This is a genomic window from Candidatus Magnetaquiglobus sp. (assembly GCF_058402785.1).
Map to the genome: position 1 here is coordinate 29,837 of NZ_JBZVFG010000011.1, position 16,793 is coordinate 46,629.

Below are 16,793 nucleotides of genomic sequence, written 5' to 3' on the forward strand. Positions count from 1 at the left end.
TCATCATAAATTGGCCAAAATCACCTTCAGCTCCCGCTTGAGGATCTCCATCGAATGTTGCGAGAACAACAACACCACGAAACCGCTCAAGGTGCGCTGGGCCTCCTCCTCGTCATGGGTCTTGAAGTCCATCATCAGCACGAAGGCCCTCTCCCCCCCACCGTCCTCCTCGTCGCACAAAGCGCGACGCTGCGCCGCCAGATGCGAGGAGATGTCCAACAGAAAACTGCTGCTCCCCTTGAGAAACTCCGCAGCCTCGAACTCGAACTGGATCGACATCATCTGGGTGAAACTCTCCAGAAAGGCGTTCAACACCACGTTGCCCACATCCTGAAGCGTCTCCTGTTCCAACTCGACCAGCACCTCCAGGGGCATCTGCTCGTTCAAAAGGGTACGCACCAGCTCCAGACTCTCGGCGCCGGGAAAGATCAACAACGCCGTACCCGTCAACTCGCCGGTGAAATTCTGGCGGATCGCCACCAGCTTCTCCTCGCCGTTGGAGACCAGCATGCGGGTCGCCTCCTCGTAGGAGACCACCTTCAACTGCGGCAGGGAGAGCAGCACCTCGTTGTCCACCATCTGGCTCAACGAGGCCGCGGCCATGCCCAGCCCCATGTTGAAGAACTCCTTCAAGGCATCCTCTTCCATCTCGGTCAGGAAAAACATTTCGTCACCGCCCCCCGGCCCGGCCCGTTCATCGCTACCCGCGTGCATGTGCTTTTGGCATCCCAATGGTTCACCCCCCCTCGGGACCACCCCCCCTAGACGAATGATTTCAAGATCTCCGCGATCTTGTTCTCGGCGATCGGTTTCTTGATGAAACCGATCCCCATGCTCTCTGCCCGCTGATGCATCCGCTCCTGAATGTTGGCGGTCACCAGATAGACCGCAATGCGCGGATTGCATGCCATCAGCCTTTCAGCCAGCTCGATGCCATTCATGCCCGGCATGTTGAAATCCACCAGCGCCAGACGCACCTCATCGCTGGTGAGAGACAGCGCCTCATCCCCATCCTTGGCCTCGATCAGCTTCCAATCCGGAAAACGGGTGGCGAAGATCTTGCGCACCATCATGCGCGCCAGACTGCTGTCGTCCACGATCAATACCGAGTTCTTCTCCATGACGCCTCTGCTCCGCGCTTCGTTCAGATGGGGGTAAAATTCGCATAAAATAACGATTATTTAATCAATTCAGGCACATTCAACAGAAACGACACCGAACCGTCCGGCAGCACCGCGGTACCGGCCAGAATCGGAATGTCGGCGAAGATCCGGTTCACCGGTTTGATCACCAGATTGGCCGGCTCCTTGATATCATCCACGTCGAGGGCGAACAGACGCTCTTCGGATTGCAGCACCACCACATGCAGCGCCGGCTCGGCCAGGATCTTCTCCACGCTCCGGGCCCGTTGGGCCGCCTGACCGGGATGGGCCACCGCCTCGCGCAGGGCCACCATGGGATGGAGCCGTTCGCGCACCCGCACCATCGGGGCCTGCATCTTCCCCTCCACATGCCCGGCGATCTCGGACCCGTGGTAGGAGACCAGCTCCACGATGTTCACCTGGGGCACGGCATAGGTCTCGCCGGCGGCGGTGACCAGCAGCACCGGCACGATCGCCATGGTCTGGGGAATGCGCAACCGGAAACGGGATCCCTCGCCGGGTTGACTGGAGATGGCCACCGATCCGCCCAGCTTGTCGATGGCGGCCTGGACCACATCCATGCCGGTGCCGCGTCCGGAGATCTTGCTGACCTGCTCGACGGTGGAGAAGCCGGGCGCCATGATCAGCCGCATCAGCTCGGCCTCGGACATCTCCCCGGCCTGTTCGTGGGTGATCAGCCCCCGCTCGAGAGCCTTGAAGCGCACCCGCGTCACGTCGATGCCACGTCCGTCGTCGGTGATCTCCAGATAGATCTGTCCCTGCTTCTGCTCGGCCAGAAGACGCACCCGCCCCACCGGCGACTTGCCATGCGCCACGCGCTCTTCCGGGGTTTCGATGCCGTGATCCACGGCGTTGCGGATCAGATGACCCAACACCTCCTTGATGGAGATGAGCACGTTGCGATCGACCTCGGTCTCCTCGCCGACCAGATCGAGCAGCACCTTCTTTCTGGTCTCCACCGCCAGATCGCGCACCAGCCGATGGTAGGTGTCGAGGATGCGACCGATCGGTTGCAGCCGATACTGCAACACCTCACCCTGGAGGGTCTGGATCTGTTGACCGAGAGTCTCGAGCACCTGGTCGAGTTGGGAGGCGTTGCGCGCCAGGGCGTATTTCACCTGATTGAAGGTGGCGCCCAGTTCGCCGACCTGACTCATCAGGCCATCCAACCGCTCGATGGAGAGCCGGATCGAATCGAGCTTGCCCGTCGCGGCATCGTTCTCCCCGCGCCCTGTCGCCTCATCGGACGGCGTGCCGGGAGTCGGCACATGACCGGCCTCGCCCCCATCCGCTTCGTCGTGATCCATCGAGATCACCGCGCCCTGGCGGTTCTGCAACCGCTCGAGCTGCCGGATCAACGCGGAGAACTCGGCATCCCCCTCGGAACCACTCCGCTCGATCTCCTCCAGGGTTCGTCGCACCGTATCCAGCACGCTCAGCAGCTGATTGCCGATCAGCACGTCGATCACCAACCGGCCATCGCGCATGGCATCGAGCAGCGATTCAGCGGTGTGGGTCACCTCCTCGAGCCGCTCGAACCCCATCATCCGGCAGTTGCCCTTGACGGTATGCATGTCGCGGAACACGGAGTTGAGCAACTCCCGACTCTCCGGCGCGGTCTCGAGTTGCAGCAGTCCCCGTTCGATCCGGTCCAACGCCTCCCGGTTCTCGGAGAAGAACTCCTGCATGAGTGCCTGCTGGCTGGCTTCGTCGAACATGCGCCCCTTGTGAAACCCGGATTCCATCCATCCGCGAATGATTCTCGCCAGACTTGCACGATGGGGGAAGACTCACCCCTCACCCCCTCGACCGTGAACCTCCCTTACGAGCGCTGCACGGCAAATATCAAAAAATATTCCAACACAACCATTCCGCGCAATCCCGCGCGAACCATCCGTGTGATATTCCTGACAAAGCCGATACAATGCGTTACAAACCAGCCTTTCGCTGGCCTTCCTCATTCCACCCGGCGGGTCGGTGGTGAAAGGCTCCCTGGCGCCACCCTCCGGCGCGACGGACGGGTCACTTCTTGCCGGTAGCCCGCTTGAGCCAGTCGATCGGGGCGTTGATCCAGTCGCGCAACAGGCCGGGGGCCAGACTGGAGACCGGACGGATGGTCGCTTGCGGAGCGCTCGTCGAGCCGGCGACATCGAACTGGGTCTCCACCACGGCCTGGCGGTCGCCGGTGACCAGTTTTCCCAGCAACGGCACGGTATTGACCAACGAATCGAGCGTCTGCAACGGACGCATCCCCACCAACAGCTCCACCGCGTCGCCGGGAAAATCGATCCTGCCGGTGACCACCATGTTCATCGACGGGCTGAGCAGTTGCATGCGATCGATCACCCAGACGCTCTCGCGAATGGCGAAATCGCCCTGGAACTCCCGATAGTGCAACCCGGTCACGTCCAGGTCGGGCCGCGCCCCCACCACGAGCTTGGGCAGATCCTTCAGGGAGAAGAGTCCAAGCAGGGTGGCCACGAAACCGAGACGACGCACCTTGCCATCCTGGAACTTGAAACGGGCGGTGCCGGAGAGGGTGTCGATCCAACGTTGACCGGGCGGCTTGAAGCCATCGAGGGAGACCTCCATCTGTCCGGCTCCCCCCTCCAGACCTTCGTTGAGGTCCAGGGATTTGAACAGCCTGCCGAAATCGGCGCCGTTCATGAGCAGACGCCCGGAGTAGCCGCCGGAGCCGATGCGGCTCGACCACAAAAACTCCCCATTGCCGCTCACCTCACCCCCGGCCTGGAGCATGGAAAAGGCGACGATGCGCAAAATGCGCCGTTCGATCTCCACCTCGGTATCGAGCCGGGTGGCCCGTTCGCCGTTGGCCAGCAACAGATGCTCGGCACGCAGCTTCATGGCCACCCGGGGCCAACTCCGCTCCGGGTCGATCCGTTCCGTCTCTCCGGTGGCGGCACGGCTCTCCCCCGATCCGCCCGGACGGCTCCACAGGGGGCCCATGTCGAGCTGCTTCCAGGCGGCATCGATCGACCAACCCACCCCGCCCTTGCCGGGCGCGCGGGTCAAGGTCACCTTGCCGTGACTCTTGTCCAGGCGCAACTCCCCGAACGCCACCTCGCCATGATTCCCGGCCAGATCCCAATCGAGACGACCCGAACCGCTCAAGTTCCCCGCGCCCACCTTGAACGTGGTCAGTTTCAACCGGCCATCGCTGGCCAGACTCCCCTCGCCACGGATCTCCCCCTCTTCCCCGGCCCCCTTGCTCCAGCCCATGCGTCCGAGCGCGGCGATCTCCCTAAGGTCCGCCATCCCCTCCACGGCAAACCCGGCGCCTCCCGGCTGTCGCGTGAACGCGATCTCCACCGGCGCGCGACCCCGGATCTCCCCCTCCTCGCCGAGAAGCGGGGCCAACCATTCGGCCAGACGTTCCGCCTCCACCCGCGTCTTGACGCGAGCGGTGAAGGCGGTCTTGCCGGGCTGCTGGTAGTTGCGGACCGCCGCCTCTCCGGAAAGCGGAAACGCCCCCAGCTTGCCACTCTCGAGACGGATATCGAGCCGTTCGGAATCGATGGCGAGCGTCCCGGATGCCTCGGAAAGAGGGTGGTCGAGAAAACGGGGATGGAACAGGGTCTGTTTCATCTCCACCTGGCCCGAATAACGCAGCGTGGCGAGATTCTCCAGCGGCAGCGAAAGCTTGAAGGTTCCGGACCCCTGCCCGGATGCCCTGGCGCCCCCCATGCCGACCGCCTCGTCCCAACGCAGTTTCGGATGGGTGACGATCTCCTTCCACACCGAACCCAGATCGATCTGGGGGGACTCGGCCACGATCTCCACCACCGGGTTGTCCACCATGTTGTCGATCCGCACCTCCCCCTTGACCTGGCGGGTATCGCCGTAGTTCGCCTCGGAGACCCGCGCGGTGAAGGAATAGCGGTCGAAGATCAGATGGGTGGTGGCCTGGGTGAGGGGCACCAGGGGCGGAAAATAGTTCAGGGTGGCGCCCGTGACATCGGCCTCGATGTGGAAACGGTCATCCGGAGGATCGTTGGGACCGGCGGGCATGTTGGCCAGGTGCCCCTTGATGAACGCCGAAGCCCGCTTGACCTGGCCATCCCGGATGGCGTTGTCGAGCCATTGAACCAGCGAGGGGGCCATGATCGGGGTGGGATAGTAAAAACCGGCCTTGCTGGCCGGATTGCCCGAAGCCTCGGCCTTGAGATCCATGAACGGGGACCCCGGACCGCCGATCCCGGTCACCAGCACCGACCCCTGGGCCCGTCCGTGGGCGGAGCGCAGCTCGAAACCCTGCACATCGACGCGCCAGCCGCTGGCGTCACGACCGACCCCGCCGCGGGCGGTGAGGCGGGAGATGGGGAGCGGCCAGCGAAACAGCGACGGCCAGGCCAGTTCGCCGGCGCCGAGTTCCGCCTGCCAGTCGGCCTTGACGAGATCGCGCTCCAGGCCGGTCAACTCCACGGTCGCATCGATCGGCGCGGTCAGGCCGTTCAACGGCTCGGCGTCGCGAAGGTATGGCCTGAGCGGCGCGACCAGTCCATGATGCAGGGTCAGACGGGCGTTCCAGCGACCGCCCCGGAGACGCTCGCCGGTGAATTCCAGACGCCCTCCCTCCCCAAAGGCGGACAGCCGGGCCGATCCGTTCACCCGCCCCTGCCCGGCCCGTTCCAGAAAGGCGGACAGGGTGATGTCGTCCACGACGAATCGAAGCGGCCCTCCCGAGTCGGTGACGGTCTCGTCGATCCAGATCCACTCCGCCCCGCGCAGATCGACGGCATTGAGCAGCAGCCAGGAGTGATCGCGGGCCGAACTCCCCTCCCCGCCGGCCAGGAGCAGACCGCCAAGATGGAGATTCCCCGCCGCGTCGCGTCGCAAGGTGGCCTTGGGTCGCTCCAGGGTGATGGCGACCGGCACCCCCCCACGGGCGAAGGCCAGCGGCGAGACGCGCAGCAGGATCCGTTCGGCGGACAGCAGGGGCGCGCCGCTCACCGGATCGCCGATCTCCACCCCCTGTCCGACCACGGCCAACGACAGACCGGGAGTCAGATCGAGACCGGCCAGCCGGACGGAGAGTCCGCTCTTTTCGGAGAGAAAGGCCGCCAGGGTTTCGACATGCGGGGTGAGATCAGGGGGACGGACGGTGACGTAGGCCACCGCTCCCCCCAACAGAAGCGCCAGCGCCAGCACCGGCGCCAGACACCAGAGCAGCAGCCGGGAGATCCGCTCCAGACCATGCATCAACCCGGATCGACCTGGCTTGCCAGGTGGCAGGGCGGGAGGATCTGGAGGGATGGATTCGCGGATGGACATGCCCGAACATTCAATGACCACGATGAATGGAACCAATCGGCATGATAGGCCCAAATCCCCGCGCCGGGCAATCGATGGCGCACGCACGGCAAGGAATCGCGGAGAATTTCCCGCGTCCCGGTTGACTTTTTCCCAAGGCGACCTATCTGAAATGGGGGATGCCCGCGAACCGACCCGGCACGACGTCCGGTTGGCATCGTCCATCCTACGTCCCATCGTCATTTCAAGCCAAAGCGGGAACGAACGCGACCATGAGCAACAACAGCACCCAAAACCAGGAAGAGACCCCAGCCAACGGGGAGACCGAATTCGTCGCGGCGACCGGAGAGTCCCCAGTCACCCCGGACGCGGACGGCACGCTGGACGAAGCCTCGGTCGAGGCCGGGGAGGCCTCCTCCGAGAAGCCGGAGGGGTACATCTCGCCGATGGAGATGCTGATCCAGGCACAGGCCAAGGCCGAGGAGTATCGCAACGACTACCTGCGCGCCCTGGCGGACATGAAGAACCTCCGCCAGCGCACCGAACGGGAGATGCAGCAGGCGCGACAATTCGCCATCGAATCGTTCGCCAAGGATCTGTTGCAGGTGGCGGACAACCTGGAACGGGCCCTGGGAGCGATTCCGGCCAGCGACGATCCGGTGGCCGTGGCCCTGACCGACGGAGTGCGCATGGTGGCCACCGGTCTGGAGAGCACCCTGAAAAAACACGGCGTCACCCGCATCCAGGCCCTGAACACCCCCTTTGATCCCAATCTCCACCAGGCGGTGATGCAAATCGAGGATCCCTCCGTGCCCCCGGACCAGGTGGTGCGTGAGCTGCAAACCGGCTATCTGCTGAATCAACGCCTGCTGCGCCCGTCGATGGTGGGAATCTCCCAAGGGGGCGCGACAGCCGGGAATTCTTGATCGCGACGCTCTTGACAACGCGCCAGACCATTCCCATATCAAAGCTCGAAATCCGCAACGCATGGCGGGTTTTAAATCTGAAATATAAAACGCATCGCCACACGGCTTTAACGAGGATATTCGAACATGGGCAAAGTCATCGGTATTGATCTGGGTACCACCAACTCCTGCGTGGCCATCATGGAAGGGGGCGACCCCAAGGTGATCGAAAACAGCGAGGGCAGCCGCACCACGCCGTCCATGGTCGCCTTCACTTCAGGCAACGAGCGTCTGGTCGGCCAGTCGGCCAAACGTCAGGCGGTCACCAACCCCAAAAACACCCTGTTCGCCATCAAGCGGCTGATCGGACGGCGTTTCGAGGATCCCACCACCCGTCGCGATCAGAAACTGGTGCCGTACGACATCATCAAGGCCGACAACGGCGACGCCTGGGTGCGCTGCACGGACAAAAAAATGAGCCCCTCGGAAATCTCGGCGATGATTCTGCAAAAAATGAAGCAGACCGCCGAGGACTATCTGGGTGAAAAGGTGACCGACGCCGTGGTCACCGTGCCGGCCTATTTCAACGATGCCCAGCGTCAGGCCACCAAGGATGCCGGTCGGATCGCCGGACTGAACGTCATGCGCATCATCAACGAACCTACCGCTGCGGCCCTGGCCTACGGTCTCGACAAGAAGGGCAGCCAGACCATCGCGGTCTACGACCTGGGCGGCGGCACCTTCGACATCTCGATCCTCGACATCGGCGACGGCGTGTTCGAGGTCAAATCGACCAACGGCGACACCTTCCTGGGCGGCGAGGATTTCGACCACGCCATCATCCAGTATCTGGCCGAAACCTTCCAGAAGGAAACCGGCATCAACCTGCGTCAGGACAACATGGCGCTGCAACGGCTCAAGGAAGCCGCCGAAAAGGCCAAGATCGAGCTTTCCAACAGCACCCAGACCGACATCAATCTGCCCTTCATCACCGCAGATGCCAGCGGTCCGAAACATCTGAACATCAGCATGTCCCGCGCCAAGCTCGAATCCCTGGTCGATGACCTGCTGCAACGCACCCTGGAACCCTGCCGCATCGCCCTGAAGGATGCCGGCATCTCCACCCGCGATGTCCACGAGGTGATCCTGGTGGGCGGCATGACCCGCATGCCCAAGGTGCAGAGCCTGGTAGCCGAATTCTTCGGCAAGGATCCCCACAAGGGGGTCAACCCGGATGAGGTCGTGGCCATCGGCGCGGCGATCCAGGGTGGCGTGCTCAAGGGCGAGGTCAAGGATGTCCTGCTGCTGGATGTCACCCCGTTGTCGCTGGGCATCGAAACCCTGGGCGGCATCTTCACCAAGCTGATCGACAAAAACACCACGGTCCCGACCCGCAAGTCGCAAATCTTCTCGACCGCCTCGGACAGCCAGTCGGCGGTGACCATTCGCGTGGCCCAGGGCGAACGCGACATGTTCTCGGACAACAAGCTTTTGGGTCAGTTCGACCTGGTGGGGATTCCGCCGGCTCCGCGCGGCGTGCCGCAGATCGAAGTCACCTTCGACATCAACGCCGATGGCATGGTGCATGTGTCGGCCAAGGACAAGGGGACCGGTCGCGAACAGTCGATCAAGATCCAGGCCTCGGGCGGTCTGACCAAGGACGAAATCGACAAGATGGTGCGTGACGCCGAGTCCCACGCCAGCGAAGACGCCAAGAAGCGCAAACTGATCGATGCCCGCAACCATGCGGACTCGCTGGTCTACTCCACCGAAAAGTCCTTGAAGGAGCACGGAGACAAGGTGGATGCGGGCGTGAAGAAGTCCATCGAGGATGCCGTGGCCGCCCTGAAGGGCGTGATCGACGGCGATGACGCGGAAAAGATCGAAAATCTCACCCAGGCGTTGATGGAAGCCTCGCTCAAACTGGGTGAAGCGGTGTACAAGGAGAGTCAGGAGGCCCAGGCTGGCGCCGGCGCGGAAGGTTTTGGCGCCGATCCCCACGCGACCGGCAACAAAGAGGGCCATGGCGGCAAGCACGACGATGTGGTCGATGCCGATTACGAGGAAGTCAAGACCGATAAAGACGGTAAGTGATGTCCAGAGACCTCTACGAAATCCTCGGCGTTCCCAAGGATGCCTCGGACGCCGCCATCAAGAAGGCCTACCGGGCCTTGGCCATGGAGCTGCACCCGGACCGCAATCCGGGTGACAAGGTGGCCGAGTCCAAATTCAAGGAGGTCAACGGCGCCTACGAGGTGTTGAAGGATCCGAAGAAGCGCGCCATCTACGACCAGTACGGCCACGCCGGACTCAACCAGTCCGCGGGCGGTGGCGGTGGCGGCTTCTCCGGGGATCCCTCCGGCTTCGGCGGCGGATTCGGCGATATCTTCGAGGAGTTCTTCGGCGACATCTTCGGTGGTGGCGGTGGCGGCGGTCGCGGCGGTGGCCGCGGCGGACCGCAAAAGGGCGAGGATTTCCGCTACGACATGACCGTGACGTTGGAAACGGTCATGCACGGGGCCAGCGAGCGGATCCGCATCCCCTCGATCGTGCGCTGCGAAACCTGTCGCGGCTCGGGCTCCCGTCCGGGCAGCGGACCCGAAACCTGCGGCTCGTGCGGCGGCTCCGGTCAGGTGCGCACCCAACAGGGGTTCTTCTCCATCTCCCGTCCCTGCCCGAACTGTCGCGGTCAGGGACGCATCATCCGCAACCCGTGCGGCGAATGTCAGGGTCAGGGACGGCAACGTTCCGAAAAGACCCTCACGGTCAAGATCCCGCCCGGCGTGGAGACCGGCACGCGCATCCGCCTGACCGGCGAGGGGGGCGCCGGCCCACTGGGAGGGCCGTCCGGGGATCTGTACATCATCATCGACGTGGCCCCGCATCCGATCTTCGAGCGGTTCGGACCGGACATCCTCTGTCACGCGCCGATCACCTTCCCGCAGGCGGCCCTCGGCGGCAAGCTGGAGGTGCCTACCCTGGTGGGACGCGCCATCGTCACCCTGCCCCCCGGCGTGCAGACCGGCAAGCGTCTGGCGCTGCGCGGCAAGGGGTTGCCCCATCTCAACCGACCCGGCGTCTTCGGCGACCTGGTGGTCGAGGTGCGGGTGGAAACCCCGGTCACCCTGACCAAGCGTCAGAAAGAATTGTTGCAGGAGTTCGAGGAGCTTTCCAATCAGGAGTCGCAACCCGAATCCCACTCCTTCCTCGACAAGGTGAAGGAGTTTCTGGACAAGATGTCCTCGAAGTGACGCTTCCCTGACTCAGCCCGCGCATCGGACTGATCGAATCCCCGATACACGAACATCCCGATTCCGCCTCCCTCCGTGCCACGCCAGCACGGAGGGAGCGCGGATCACGCCACCAGATTCACCACGATCCCCCCTCCGGAGTTCGTTTCAACATCTGATCCGAGGTCAGCAGAGGGGCCGGTACCGTGCGTGAGTCAACAGAGGGGCCATGTCTGCCGTGCGGGTCAGCAGGAGGGCCGATGCCGTGCGTGCCTGGGTCCGCAGGAGGGACTGCGTACCACCTGGTCAGGAGGGCCGGTGCCGTGCGTGCCTGGGTCAGCAGGAGGGCCGGTGCCCGTACCTGGGCCACCAGGAAGGATCGGATCGAACGGAGCGCGATGCGGCCAGGGCACCCGATTCCGCGCCGCAAACAATCCGGCAACGTCCCTTGCCAAGCGGCAAGCAATCTTGCAAGCTGATGGACCTTCCGGATGGCACCTTCACCGACTGCCACCACCCGGACCGATTCTCATCATGACCGCTCCATTCCAAGGAATCTTTAGCATGTCACACATCCAAATCGCCGTTGTCGGCGCCGCGGGCCGCATGGGCCGCATGTTGATCCAGGCCATCCAGGCCCGTTCCGCCAACGCCCGCCTGGTGGCCGCCACCGAACACCCCGCCTCCCCCTTCATCGGCCAGGATGCCGGCGAGGTGGCCGGCGTCGGCAGACTCGGGGTAGCCATCTCCCCGGAGGCGGAAAGTGCCTTCCGGCCTGGGGTGGTGGTGATCGATTTCACCCTGCCGGCGGCAACTCTTGCCCATCTGGAACTGGCCACCCGTCACCAGGCGGCCATGGTCATCGGCACCACCGGAATCGATGCCGCCGGGGTCCAGGCGATCGGGCAGGCCGCAACCTCCATTCCGATCGTCTTCGCGCCCAACTTCTCGGTGGGGGTCAATCTCATGTTCCGCCTGGTCGCCGAGGCCGCCAAGGCACTGGGCGAAACGGTCGATATCGAGATCATCGAGGCCCACCATCGCCACAAGGTGGATGCCCCCTCCGGCACCGCGCTGGGCATCGGCAAGGCGATCGCTTCCGCTTTGGATCGCAACTTGCAAGAGGTTGCGGTGTATGGCCGGGAAGGACATACCGGCGCCCGTGACCGCCAGACCATCGGCTTTGCCACGGTGCGCGGCGGGGATATCGTCGGGGATCACACCGCGCTCTTCGCCGGAGAGGGCGAACGGCTGGAGATCACCCATCGCGCCTCCAGCCGCATGACCTTCGCCCAAGGGGCGGTCCGGGCCGCGCTCTGGGTCTCGGACCAAAAGGCCGGTCTGTTCGACATGGGCCATATTTTGGGATTCAAGACCAGTCAAGGGTAACGCACGGATCCGACTCGGATTTTCAAACGCGGCCCACTGGGCCGCGTTTTTGATCGTGGCGCTTCCACAAGCCGGATCCACGGTCGGGGAACAGAAAGTTCTCCCCTGACAGACATTTTTTGTTTGAACTTTCTCGCCGCTTGTGCTGTCATACAGTTAAACAAGCTGGTGAATAAGCACGATTCAGCACGTGAAGCATGAACAAGCGTCCGTTCGTATCAACCCCAACCCACTCTGGACCAATCCAAACACCGTCTCGGAAAATGCCCCAACCACCACACCAGGGGCATGAGGCAAAGCGCATCCAACGGACCGCTTTATTGGGAAACATGCCACAAGGTCTGAATGCACTCTACCTAATGAAGGAGACTACACCATGAACGCCACCTATCAAACCTTTGCGCAAGACCTCCACAAACTTTACCAAGGCGCTCGCGAACATGTCCACATCGCCCTGGGTGACAACGGCTACAGCATCTGCCGCAACGATCATCCGCAGGTCGGTGACTGCATGATCGAAGGGATCCCGGAACTCGGCATCGCCCAGGAGTTGAGCGAAATGCTGATCGGTGAACTGGAAAACGGCTTCCTGGATGCCCATCAGCGGTCCGGTCTGGTTTTCGGTTGAACCCACCGGCCAGGTCCGATCTCCATCCAAGATGCTTTGACCACGGCCAAACACCCGATGCGCGCCTTGAATGGCCGCAAGGTTGCCAACCCGGTTCACCTCCGCGCATCGATCCCATCGATCCGCATGCTTGGCTTGATTCCATGGATGGAGCCGTTTGAGAGTCTCTGACCATCCAGAACGCGCAAACGCATCTGCGACATCGCATCGGCGTTTGCGCGTTCTGAAACCTCCCCGATCGATCCCTCCACCACCGTCTTGACCATTAACGCACATCAGACCTTGAACTCCAATCCGCCCCCCATTATAAACGAATTCGGCATGCTCGCCGCCGCATCACGCGCCACCATGGCCACCCACACTCGCCCGCGCACGCCATGACACGCTGGCACCATTCAAGAAAAGTCCGGTGAATTAACGCCCTCATGCTGCCCCGTCACCCGAAAGCCAAACATCTCCTCGAGACCGGACTGTTCCAGGACATCACCCGTTTCGAGCAACTCGAAGCGCGTATCCGCGCGCTGGCCACGCCCGAGGAGCAACAGGCCGCCTTCGGGCTGTTCGTCGAAGGGATCCTCACCACCCGCGCGTTGCACCGGGCGGTGGAGATCTGGCCAAGCGGCGCAATTCCGCTCGAGGCACGCCGCCGACTGTCGCTGCCCGAGCGCATTCCAGGGGCGGATGGTCTCTTCCGCTCCCTGGAGGGGGAGATTCACGCCTATCAGATCGCTTTCCGACCGGATCGATCCATCCCCCTTCCCGAGGAACGGGATCGTTTTCTCCCCTTTGCCTCGAGTGCGCCGCGCCCGCTGCTCATCACCAACGGCGATCGGCTCGAGTATTTGAACAAGGCCAAACAGGCCCACGCCATGCGCGGGTCCGACCTGGACCGCCTGGAGGCGCGCCATTTTCAGACGCTGCGCCGCTGGCTGCAAGGAGCCGGTTCCGCCATCGAACGTCCCCTGCCCAACGCCGCCCACGCCTGGGCCATGGAGCAGATCAACGAAACGCTGACCCGCGCGGATCACGCCGAGTTGCATCTGGCTCCAGGCGCGGAAGGGGAGATCCTGGCGCTGCGGCTGGCGCTGCGGCTGGGGGGACGTCGGATGGTGGTGGTGATCGCCACGGATCTCGAACAGCTCATCCAGCTGGTACGACGGTGGCGACACCATCTGGGCTGGGGGGATCTGGCGGTGCTCCAGGTGACCGAAGAGCCAGGCACCACCTTCCACCCCCTGGAACTCGACTTCCCCTTGACCCATCCGCTGGATGGCATCCGCCGGTTTCTGGCCTGGAGCCACACCGGCGCTCGGGTGATCCTGGCCACCCGCGCCGCCATGGGCACGGTGGCGCGCGCCATGATCGGCACGCCGCGGGCGGATCTGGCGATCGGCTTTGACACGCTGGCAGAACCGATCGCCGCCGCCAAACGGATCCGACTCACCGCGCCCCTCCTGCCCCGACCCGTCACGACCGAAGCGGGCGTGGTGATGGCGCCCGCGCGTCCGTGGCGACTCGTGCTGGTGCCGACGGAGCGTGAAGAACCGACATTTGGCGAGATATCCGCCCGACTGGAGAGGTTTGAGCGTTGCGATCATCTGTTCGCGCTCTTGCCACGAGAAATCCAGAATCCGGAGGATCTGCCCTCGACATGGAACTGGCATCCCCTGCCCGAGGAGCGGGCTCTCCTTGTCCGCGAACCGGTTTTCACCGCCTTCGACCAGGCGGACCGGGCGATCCTGGCCATCAAACCCGCGCAACTGGGCAGGCACCTCCCCGCCGTGGATGGGGCGATTCTGTTGACCGCGCTCAATCCGGCGCAGTTGACCGCGCTGCTCGAGCCGCTGCTTGCCGCCTCGCGGGCTGAAACACCAGCACTCCTGATCGTCCCGTTGGGGATCGACGCGGATGGAATCGGGTCCAATCCGCTGTTGTGGGAGCTGTTGAAGGGGCTTGTCGCCTGGGATCCGACCTTGGGCGCACACATTCGCGCCGCCATGGAACAATGGGGACGGAGCGGAATCTTCGATGCCGAACCGTTCCTGACCCGGATGCGGATTCTCCCCGGTGGGGCCGCGGTGGATGGGGAGGCTCTGGTCACGGCGCTGTTGCGGGTGTTGGGCGACCCCCAGGACCAGCGTTACGGAGAGCTGATTCAATTCTGTCGGCTGCATGGTCATGGCGCGGTGCCGACCCACCTGCCCCAAGCCCCGGAGCTGGCCGCCTGGGCGGGCAAGATGCGTCTGGCCCGTGTCCGTGGTCAGCTGGACTCGGCATGGGAGGCACGACTCGAAAAGCTCGGCTTTGTCTGGGACCTGGAGGCCCACGCCTGGGCCGGGGAGCTGACCCGCCTCAAGCGACACATCGCCCGGACCGGTCAGGCCATCATACCCAACCCATGCCCGGAGGATCCGGAACTGGGTGACTGGGCGGAACGCCAGCGTCTGGCGCGCAAGCGGGACAAACTGGCGCCCGCGCGCCTGGAAGAGCTGGAACGGTTGGGATTCGTCTGGGATCTGGAGGCCCATGCCTGGACCCTGGAGATGACCCGTTTCCAACGTTTCATCGACCAGAACGGTCACGTCCGAATCCCGGATCCCTGCCCCGAAGAGCCGGAGCTGTCTGAATGGGCCGAGCGGGTGCGCCAGTTGCACAAGAAAGGACGGCTGCAACCGGAGCGGGTGGAAGAGCTGGAGCGGTTGGGTTTTGTCTGGGATCCGGCGCGCCTGCTCTGGGACGAACGTTGCAGCGCCCTGGAAGTTTTTTTCGCCACGCATGGACACTTTGATCCCAGCCGGAACGCACCGGAGGATCCGGAACTGACCGTCTGGATCAAGGGGGTACGCGCATCCCGCGAGAAAGGTCGGCTGGAGCCGGACAAACAGGCGCGTCTGGAGGCGATCGGCTTTATCTGGAATGGTCGCCAAGCGGCGTGGGAGGCCCGGTTCCAGGCCCTGGCACGGTTTCGCGCCGCCCGCAACCACTGTCTGGTGCCGGCGCGTTGGGAGGAGGATCCGGATCTGGCCCGCTGGGTGGAGCAGCAGCGCCGCGAGTACCGCGCCAACCAGCTTTCTCCGGACCGGATCGCCCGTTTGGAGGCGTTGGGCTTTTTGTGGGACTCCAAGGCGATCTTTTGGGAAGAGATGTATGCCGCCTTGACCGACTATCGCGCCAGGCATGGGGACTGTCTGGTGCCCGAGGGGTCGGTGGAGCTGTCGCAACTGGCCTGGTGGGTGGCCGCGCAACGCAAGGCCCGTCTGACCGGTCAACTCGAACCGGATCGGGTGGCGCGTCTGGAGGCGATCGGTTTCGTGTGGGATGCCCAGGAGGTGCTCTGGCTGGAGTCATTCCGGACGCTGGAGACGTTCAAGGAGCGTTTCGGCCACCTGCTGGTGCCCACCGACTGGCCGGAGAATCCCCGTCTGGCCGCCTGGGTGACCGCGCAGCGCAATGCGCGCATGAAGGGGCATCTGAGTGCGGACCATGCCGAACGGTTGAGCACGCTGGGGATGATCTGGGATCCGAAGGAGGCGGTGGCCGAGGAGATGATGGAACAGTTGCGCGCGTTCCGCCGGCGTCACGGTCACTGCGAGGTTCCGCTCGACTCCCCGGAGCAGCCGCGTTTGGGGATGTGGTTGCAGTTTCAACGCCAGGCCAAAAGGGATGGCCAGCTCGACCCGGAGCGGACCCGCAAGCTGGGTGAGATCGGCGTGATCTGGCGCTAGAGGCCTCAGACGTTCTCCTCGAACGCATGGAACGTATTCGGTTCACCCCATACCGGATCCGGAATGGAAAGGTCTCCGGAACCGGGTAAAGCTCCAGAACAAGAAACCGGTTTACCGTTCCTGGATGGTTTGCTGCTCACGCAGGGCCTTTTCCCGTTCGTCGAGTTTGCGGCGCTGCTCCTGGATGCGCTGCAACTGCTCGCTCTGGTGACGTGCCTTCACACTCTCGTGACACTGTTTCAACTCAGCGGGGCTGTTGGCAGCCTTGACGCAGGTCAGTCTGGCCTCCAGATCCTGGATTTCGCGGACCTTGCGCGCCTTGAACTGCGCGGCCTTGTCCGGCTCCTTGGCCGCCACATCCCCGGCGGCCCACGCCGCACCCGCCATCCCCAGGCCAATCACCACGCCCATCATACCCAGCAACCGATTGTTCATCACATCCTCCAGACCTTGCCTTCAAGTAAACCGGTTTATAGAAATCC

Annotated in this window: 11 protein-coding genes; 6 read left to right on the top strand and 5 right to left on the bottom strand. The window is 63.6% G+C overall.

Annotated features, from left to right (window positions below; genetic code table 11):
• Nucleotides 1-3 precede the first annotated feature (3 nt).
• The 4 genes from ACV4UY_RS05815 to ACV4UY_RS05830 form a co-directional block, all read right to left on the bottom strand.
• The gene (locus tag ACV4UY_RS05815) at nucleotides 4-714 is read right to left on the bottom strand and encodes a hypothetical protein (RefSeq protein WP_491606700.1); all 711 of its coding nucleotides are present in this window, start codon (nucleotides 712-714) and stop codon (nucleotides 4-6) included.
• A 47-nt stretch (nucleotides 715-761) separates the two neighbouring features.
• The gene (locus ACV4UY_RS05820; protein ID WP_491606701.1) at nucleotides 762-1,121 is read right to left on the bottom strand and encodes a response regulator transcription factor; all 360 of its coding nucleotides are present in this window, start codon (nucleotides 1,119-1,121) and stop codon (nucleotides 762-764) included.
• A gap of 56 nt (nucleotides 1,122-1,177) precedes the next feature.
• The gene (locus tag ACV4UY_RS05825; RefSeq protein WP_491606702.1) at nucleotides 1,178-2,908 is read right to left on the bottom strand and encodes a chemotaxis protein CheA; all 1,731 of its coding nucleotides are present in this window, start codon (nucleotides 2,906-2,908) and stop codon (nucleotides 1,178-1,180) included.
• A gap of 277 nt (nucleotides 2,909-3,185) precedes the next feature.
• The gene (locus tag ACV4UY_RS05830; protein WP_491606703.1) at nucleotides 3,186-6,455 is read right to left on the bottom strand and encodes a YhdP family protein; all 3,270 of its coding nucleotides are present in this window, start codon (nucleotides 6,453-6,455) and stop codon (nucleotides 3,186-3,188) included.
• 251 nt (nucleotides 6,456-6,706) lie between these two features.
• On the opposite strand from ACV4UY_RS05830, the gene grpE reads away from it, so the two are divergent.
• The 6 genes from grpE (at nucleotide 6,707) to ACV4UY_RS05860 (ending at nucleotide 16,311) form a co-directional block, all read left to right on the top strand.
• Nucleotides 6,707-7,360: a nucleotide exchange factor GrpE gene (gene grpE, locus ACV4UY_RS05835; RefSeq protein ID WP_491606704.1), complete on the top strand. Its 654-nt coding sequence runs from the start codon at nucleotides 6,707-6,709 to the stop codon at nucleotides 7,358-7,360.
• Nucleotides 7,361-7,486: 126 nt separating this feature from the next.
• Nucleotides 7,487-9,433, top strand: a complete 1,947-nt coding sequence (gene dnaK / locus ACV4UY_RS05840; RefSeq protein ID WP_491606705.1) for a molecular chaperone DnaK — start codon at nucleotides 7,487-7,489, stop codon at nucleotides 9,431-9,433.
• Complete coding sequence (dnaJ, locus tag ACV4UY_RS05845; RefSeq protein ID WP_491606706.1) at nucleotides 9,430-10,590, top strand: molecular chaperone DnaJ; 1,161 nt, start codon at nucleotides 9,430-9,432, stop codon at nucleotides 10,588-10,590. Before dnaK ends, dnaJ begins: the two co-directional genes overlap by 4 nt.
• A 543-nt stretch (nucleotides 10,591-11,133) precedes the next feature.
• Nucleotides 11,134-11,958, top strand: a complete 825-nt coding sequence (gene dapB, locus ACV4UY_RS05850) for a 4-hydroxy-tetrahydrodipicolinate reductase (RefSeq protein ID WP_491606707.1) — start codon at nucleotides 11,134-11,136, stop codon at nucleotides 11,956-11,958.
• 376 nt (nucleotides 11,959-12,334) lie between these two features.
• Nucleotides 12,335-12,586, top strand: coding sequence for a hypothetical protein (locus ACV4UY_RS05855; RefSeq protein ID WP_491606708.1), 252 nt, complete (start codon nucleotides 12,335-12,337; stop codon nucleotides 12,584-12,586).
• A gap of 425 nt (nucleotides 12,587-13,011) precedes the next feature.
• A complete protein-coding gene (locus tag ACV4UY_RS05860) occupies nucleotides 13,012-16,311 on the top strand; it encodes a Helicase associated domain protein (protein WP_491606709.1) in 3,300 nt (1,099 codons plus the stop codon).
• A gap of 111 nt (nucleotides 16,312-16,422) precedes the next feature.
• On the opposite strand, the gene ACV4UY_RS05865 is transcribed toward ACV4UY_RS05860, so the two are convergent.
• Nucleotides 16,423-16,746 carry a hypothetical protein gene (locus tag ACV4UY_RS05865; RefSeq protein ID WP_491606710.1) on the bottom strand — a complete coding sequence of 108 codons (324 nt, stop codon included), beginning with the start codon at nucleotides 16,744-16,746 and terminating at the stop codon, nucleotides 16,423-16,425.
• Nucleotides 16,747-16,793: the final 47 nt, after the last annotated feature.

Coding starts and splice junctions, on each gene's coding strand:
- dnaK (WP_491606705.1), top strand. CDS start 7,487: ATGGGCAAAGTCATCGGTATTGATCTGGGTACCACCAACTCCTGCGTG.
- ACV4UY_RS05820 (WP_491606701.1), bottom strand. CDS start 1,121: ATGGAGAAGAACTCGGTATTGATCGTGGACGACAGCAGTCTGGCGCGC.
- dapB (WP_491606707.1), top strand. CDS start 11,134: ATGTCACACATCCAAATCGCCGTTGTCGGCGCCGCGGGCCGCATGGGC.
- ACV4UY_RS05830 (WP_491606703.1), bottom strand. CDS start 6,455: ATGTCCATCCGCGAATCCATCCCTCCAGATCCTCCCGCCCTGCCACCT.
- ACV4UY_RS05860 (WP_491606709.1), top strand. CDS start 13,012: ATGCTGCCCCGTCACCCGAAAGCCAAACATCTCCTCGAGACCGGACTG.
- grpE (WP_491606704.1), top strand. CDS start 6,707: ATGAGCAACAACAGCACCCAAAACCAGGAAGAGACCCCAGCCAACGGG.
- ACV4UY_RS05855 (WP_491606708.1), top strand. CDS start 12,335: ATGAACGCCACCTATCAAACCTTTGCGCAAGACCTCCACAAACTTTAC.
- ACV4UY_RS05825 (WP_491606702.1), bottom strand. CDS start 2,908: ATGGAATCCGGGTTTCACAAGGGGCGCATGTTCGACGAAGCCAGCCAG.
- ACV4UY_RS05815 (WP_491606700.1), bottom strand. CDS start 714: ATGCACGCGGGTAGCGATGAACGGGCCGGGCCGGGGGGCGGTGACGAA.
- ACV4UY_RS05865 (WP_491606710.1), bottom strand. CDS start 16,746: ATGAACAATCGGTTGCTGGGTATGATGGGCGTGGTGATTGGCCTGGGG.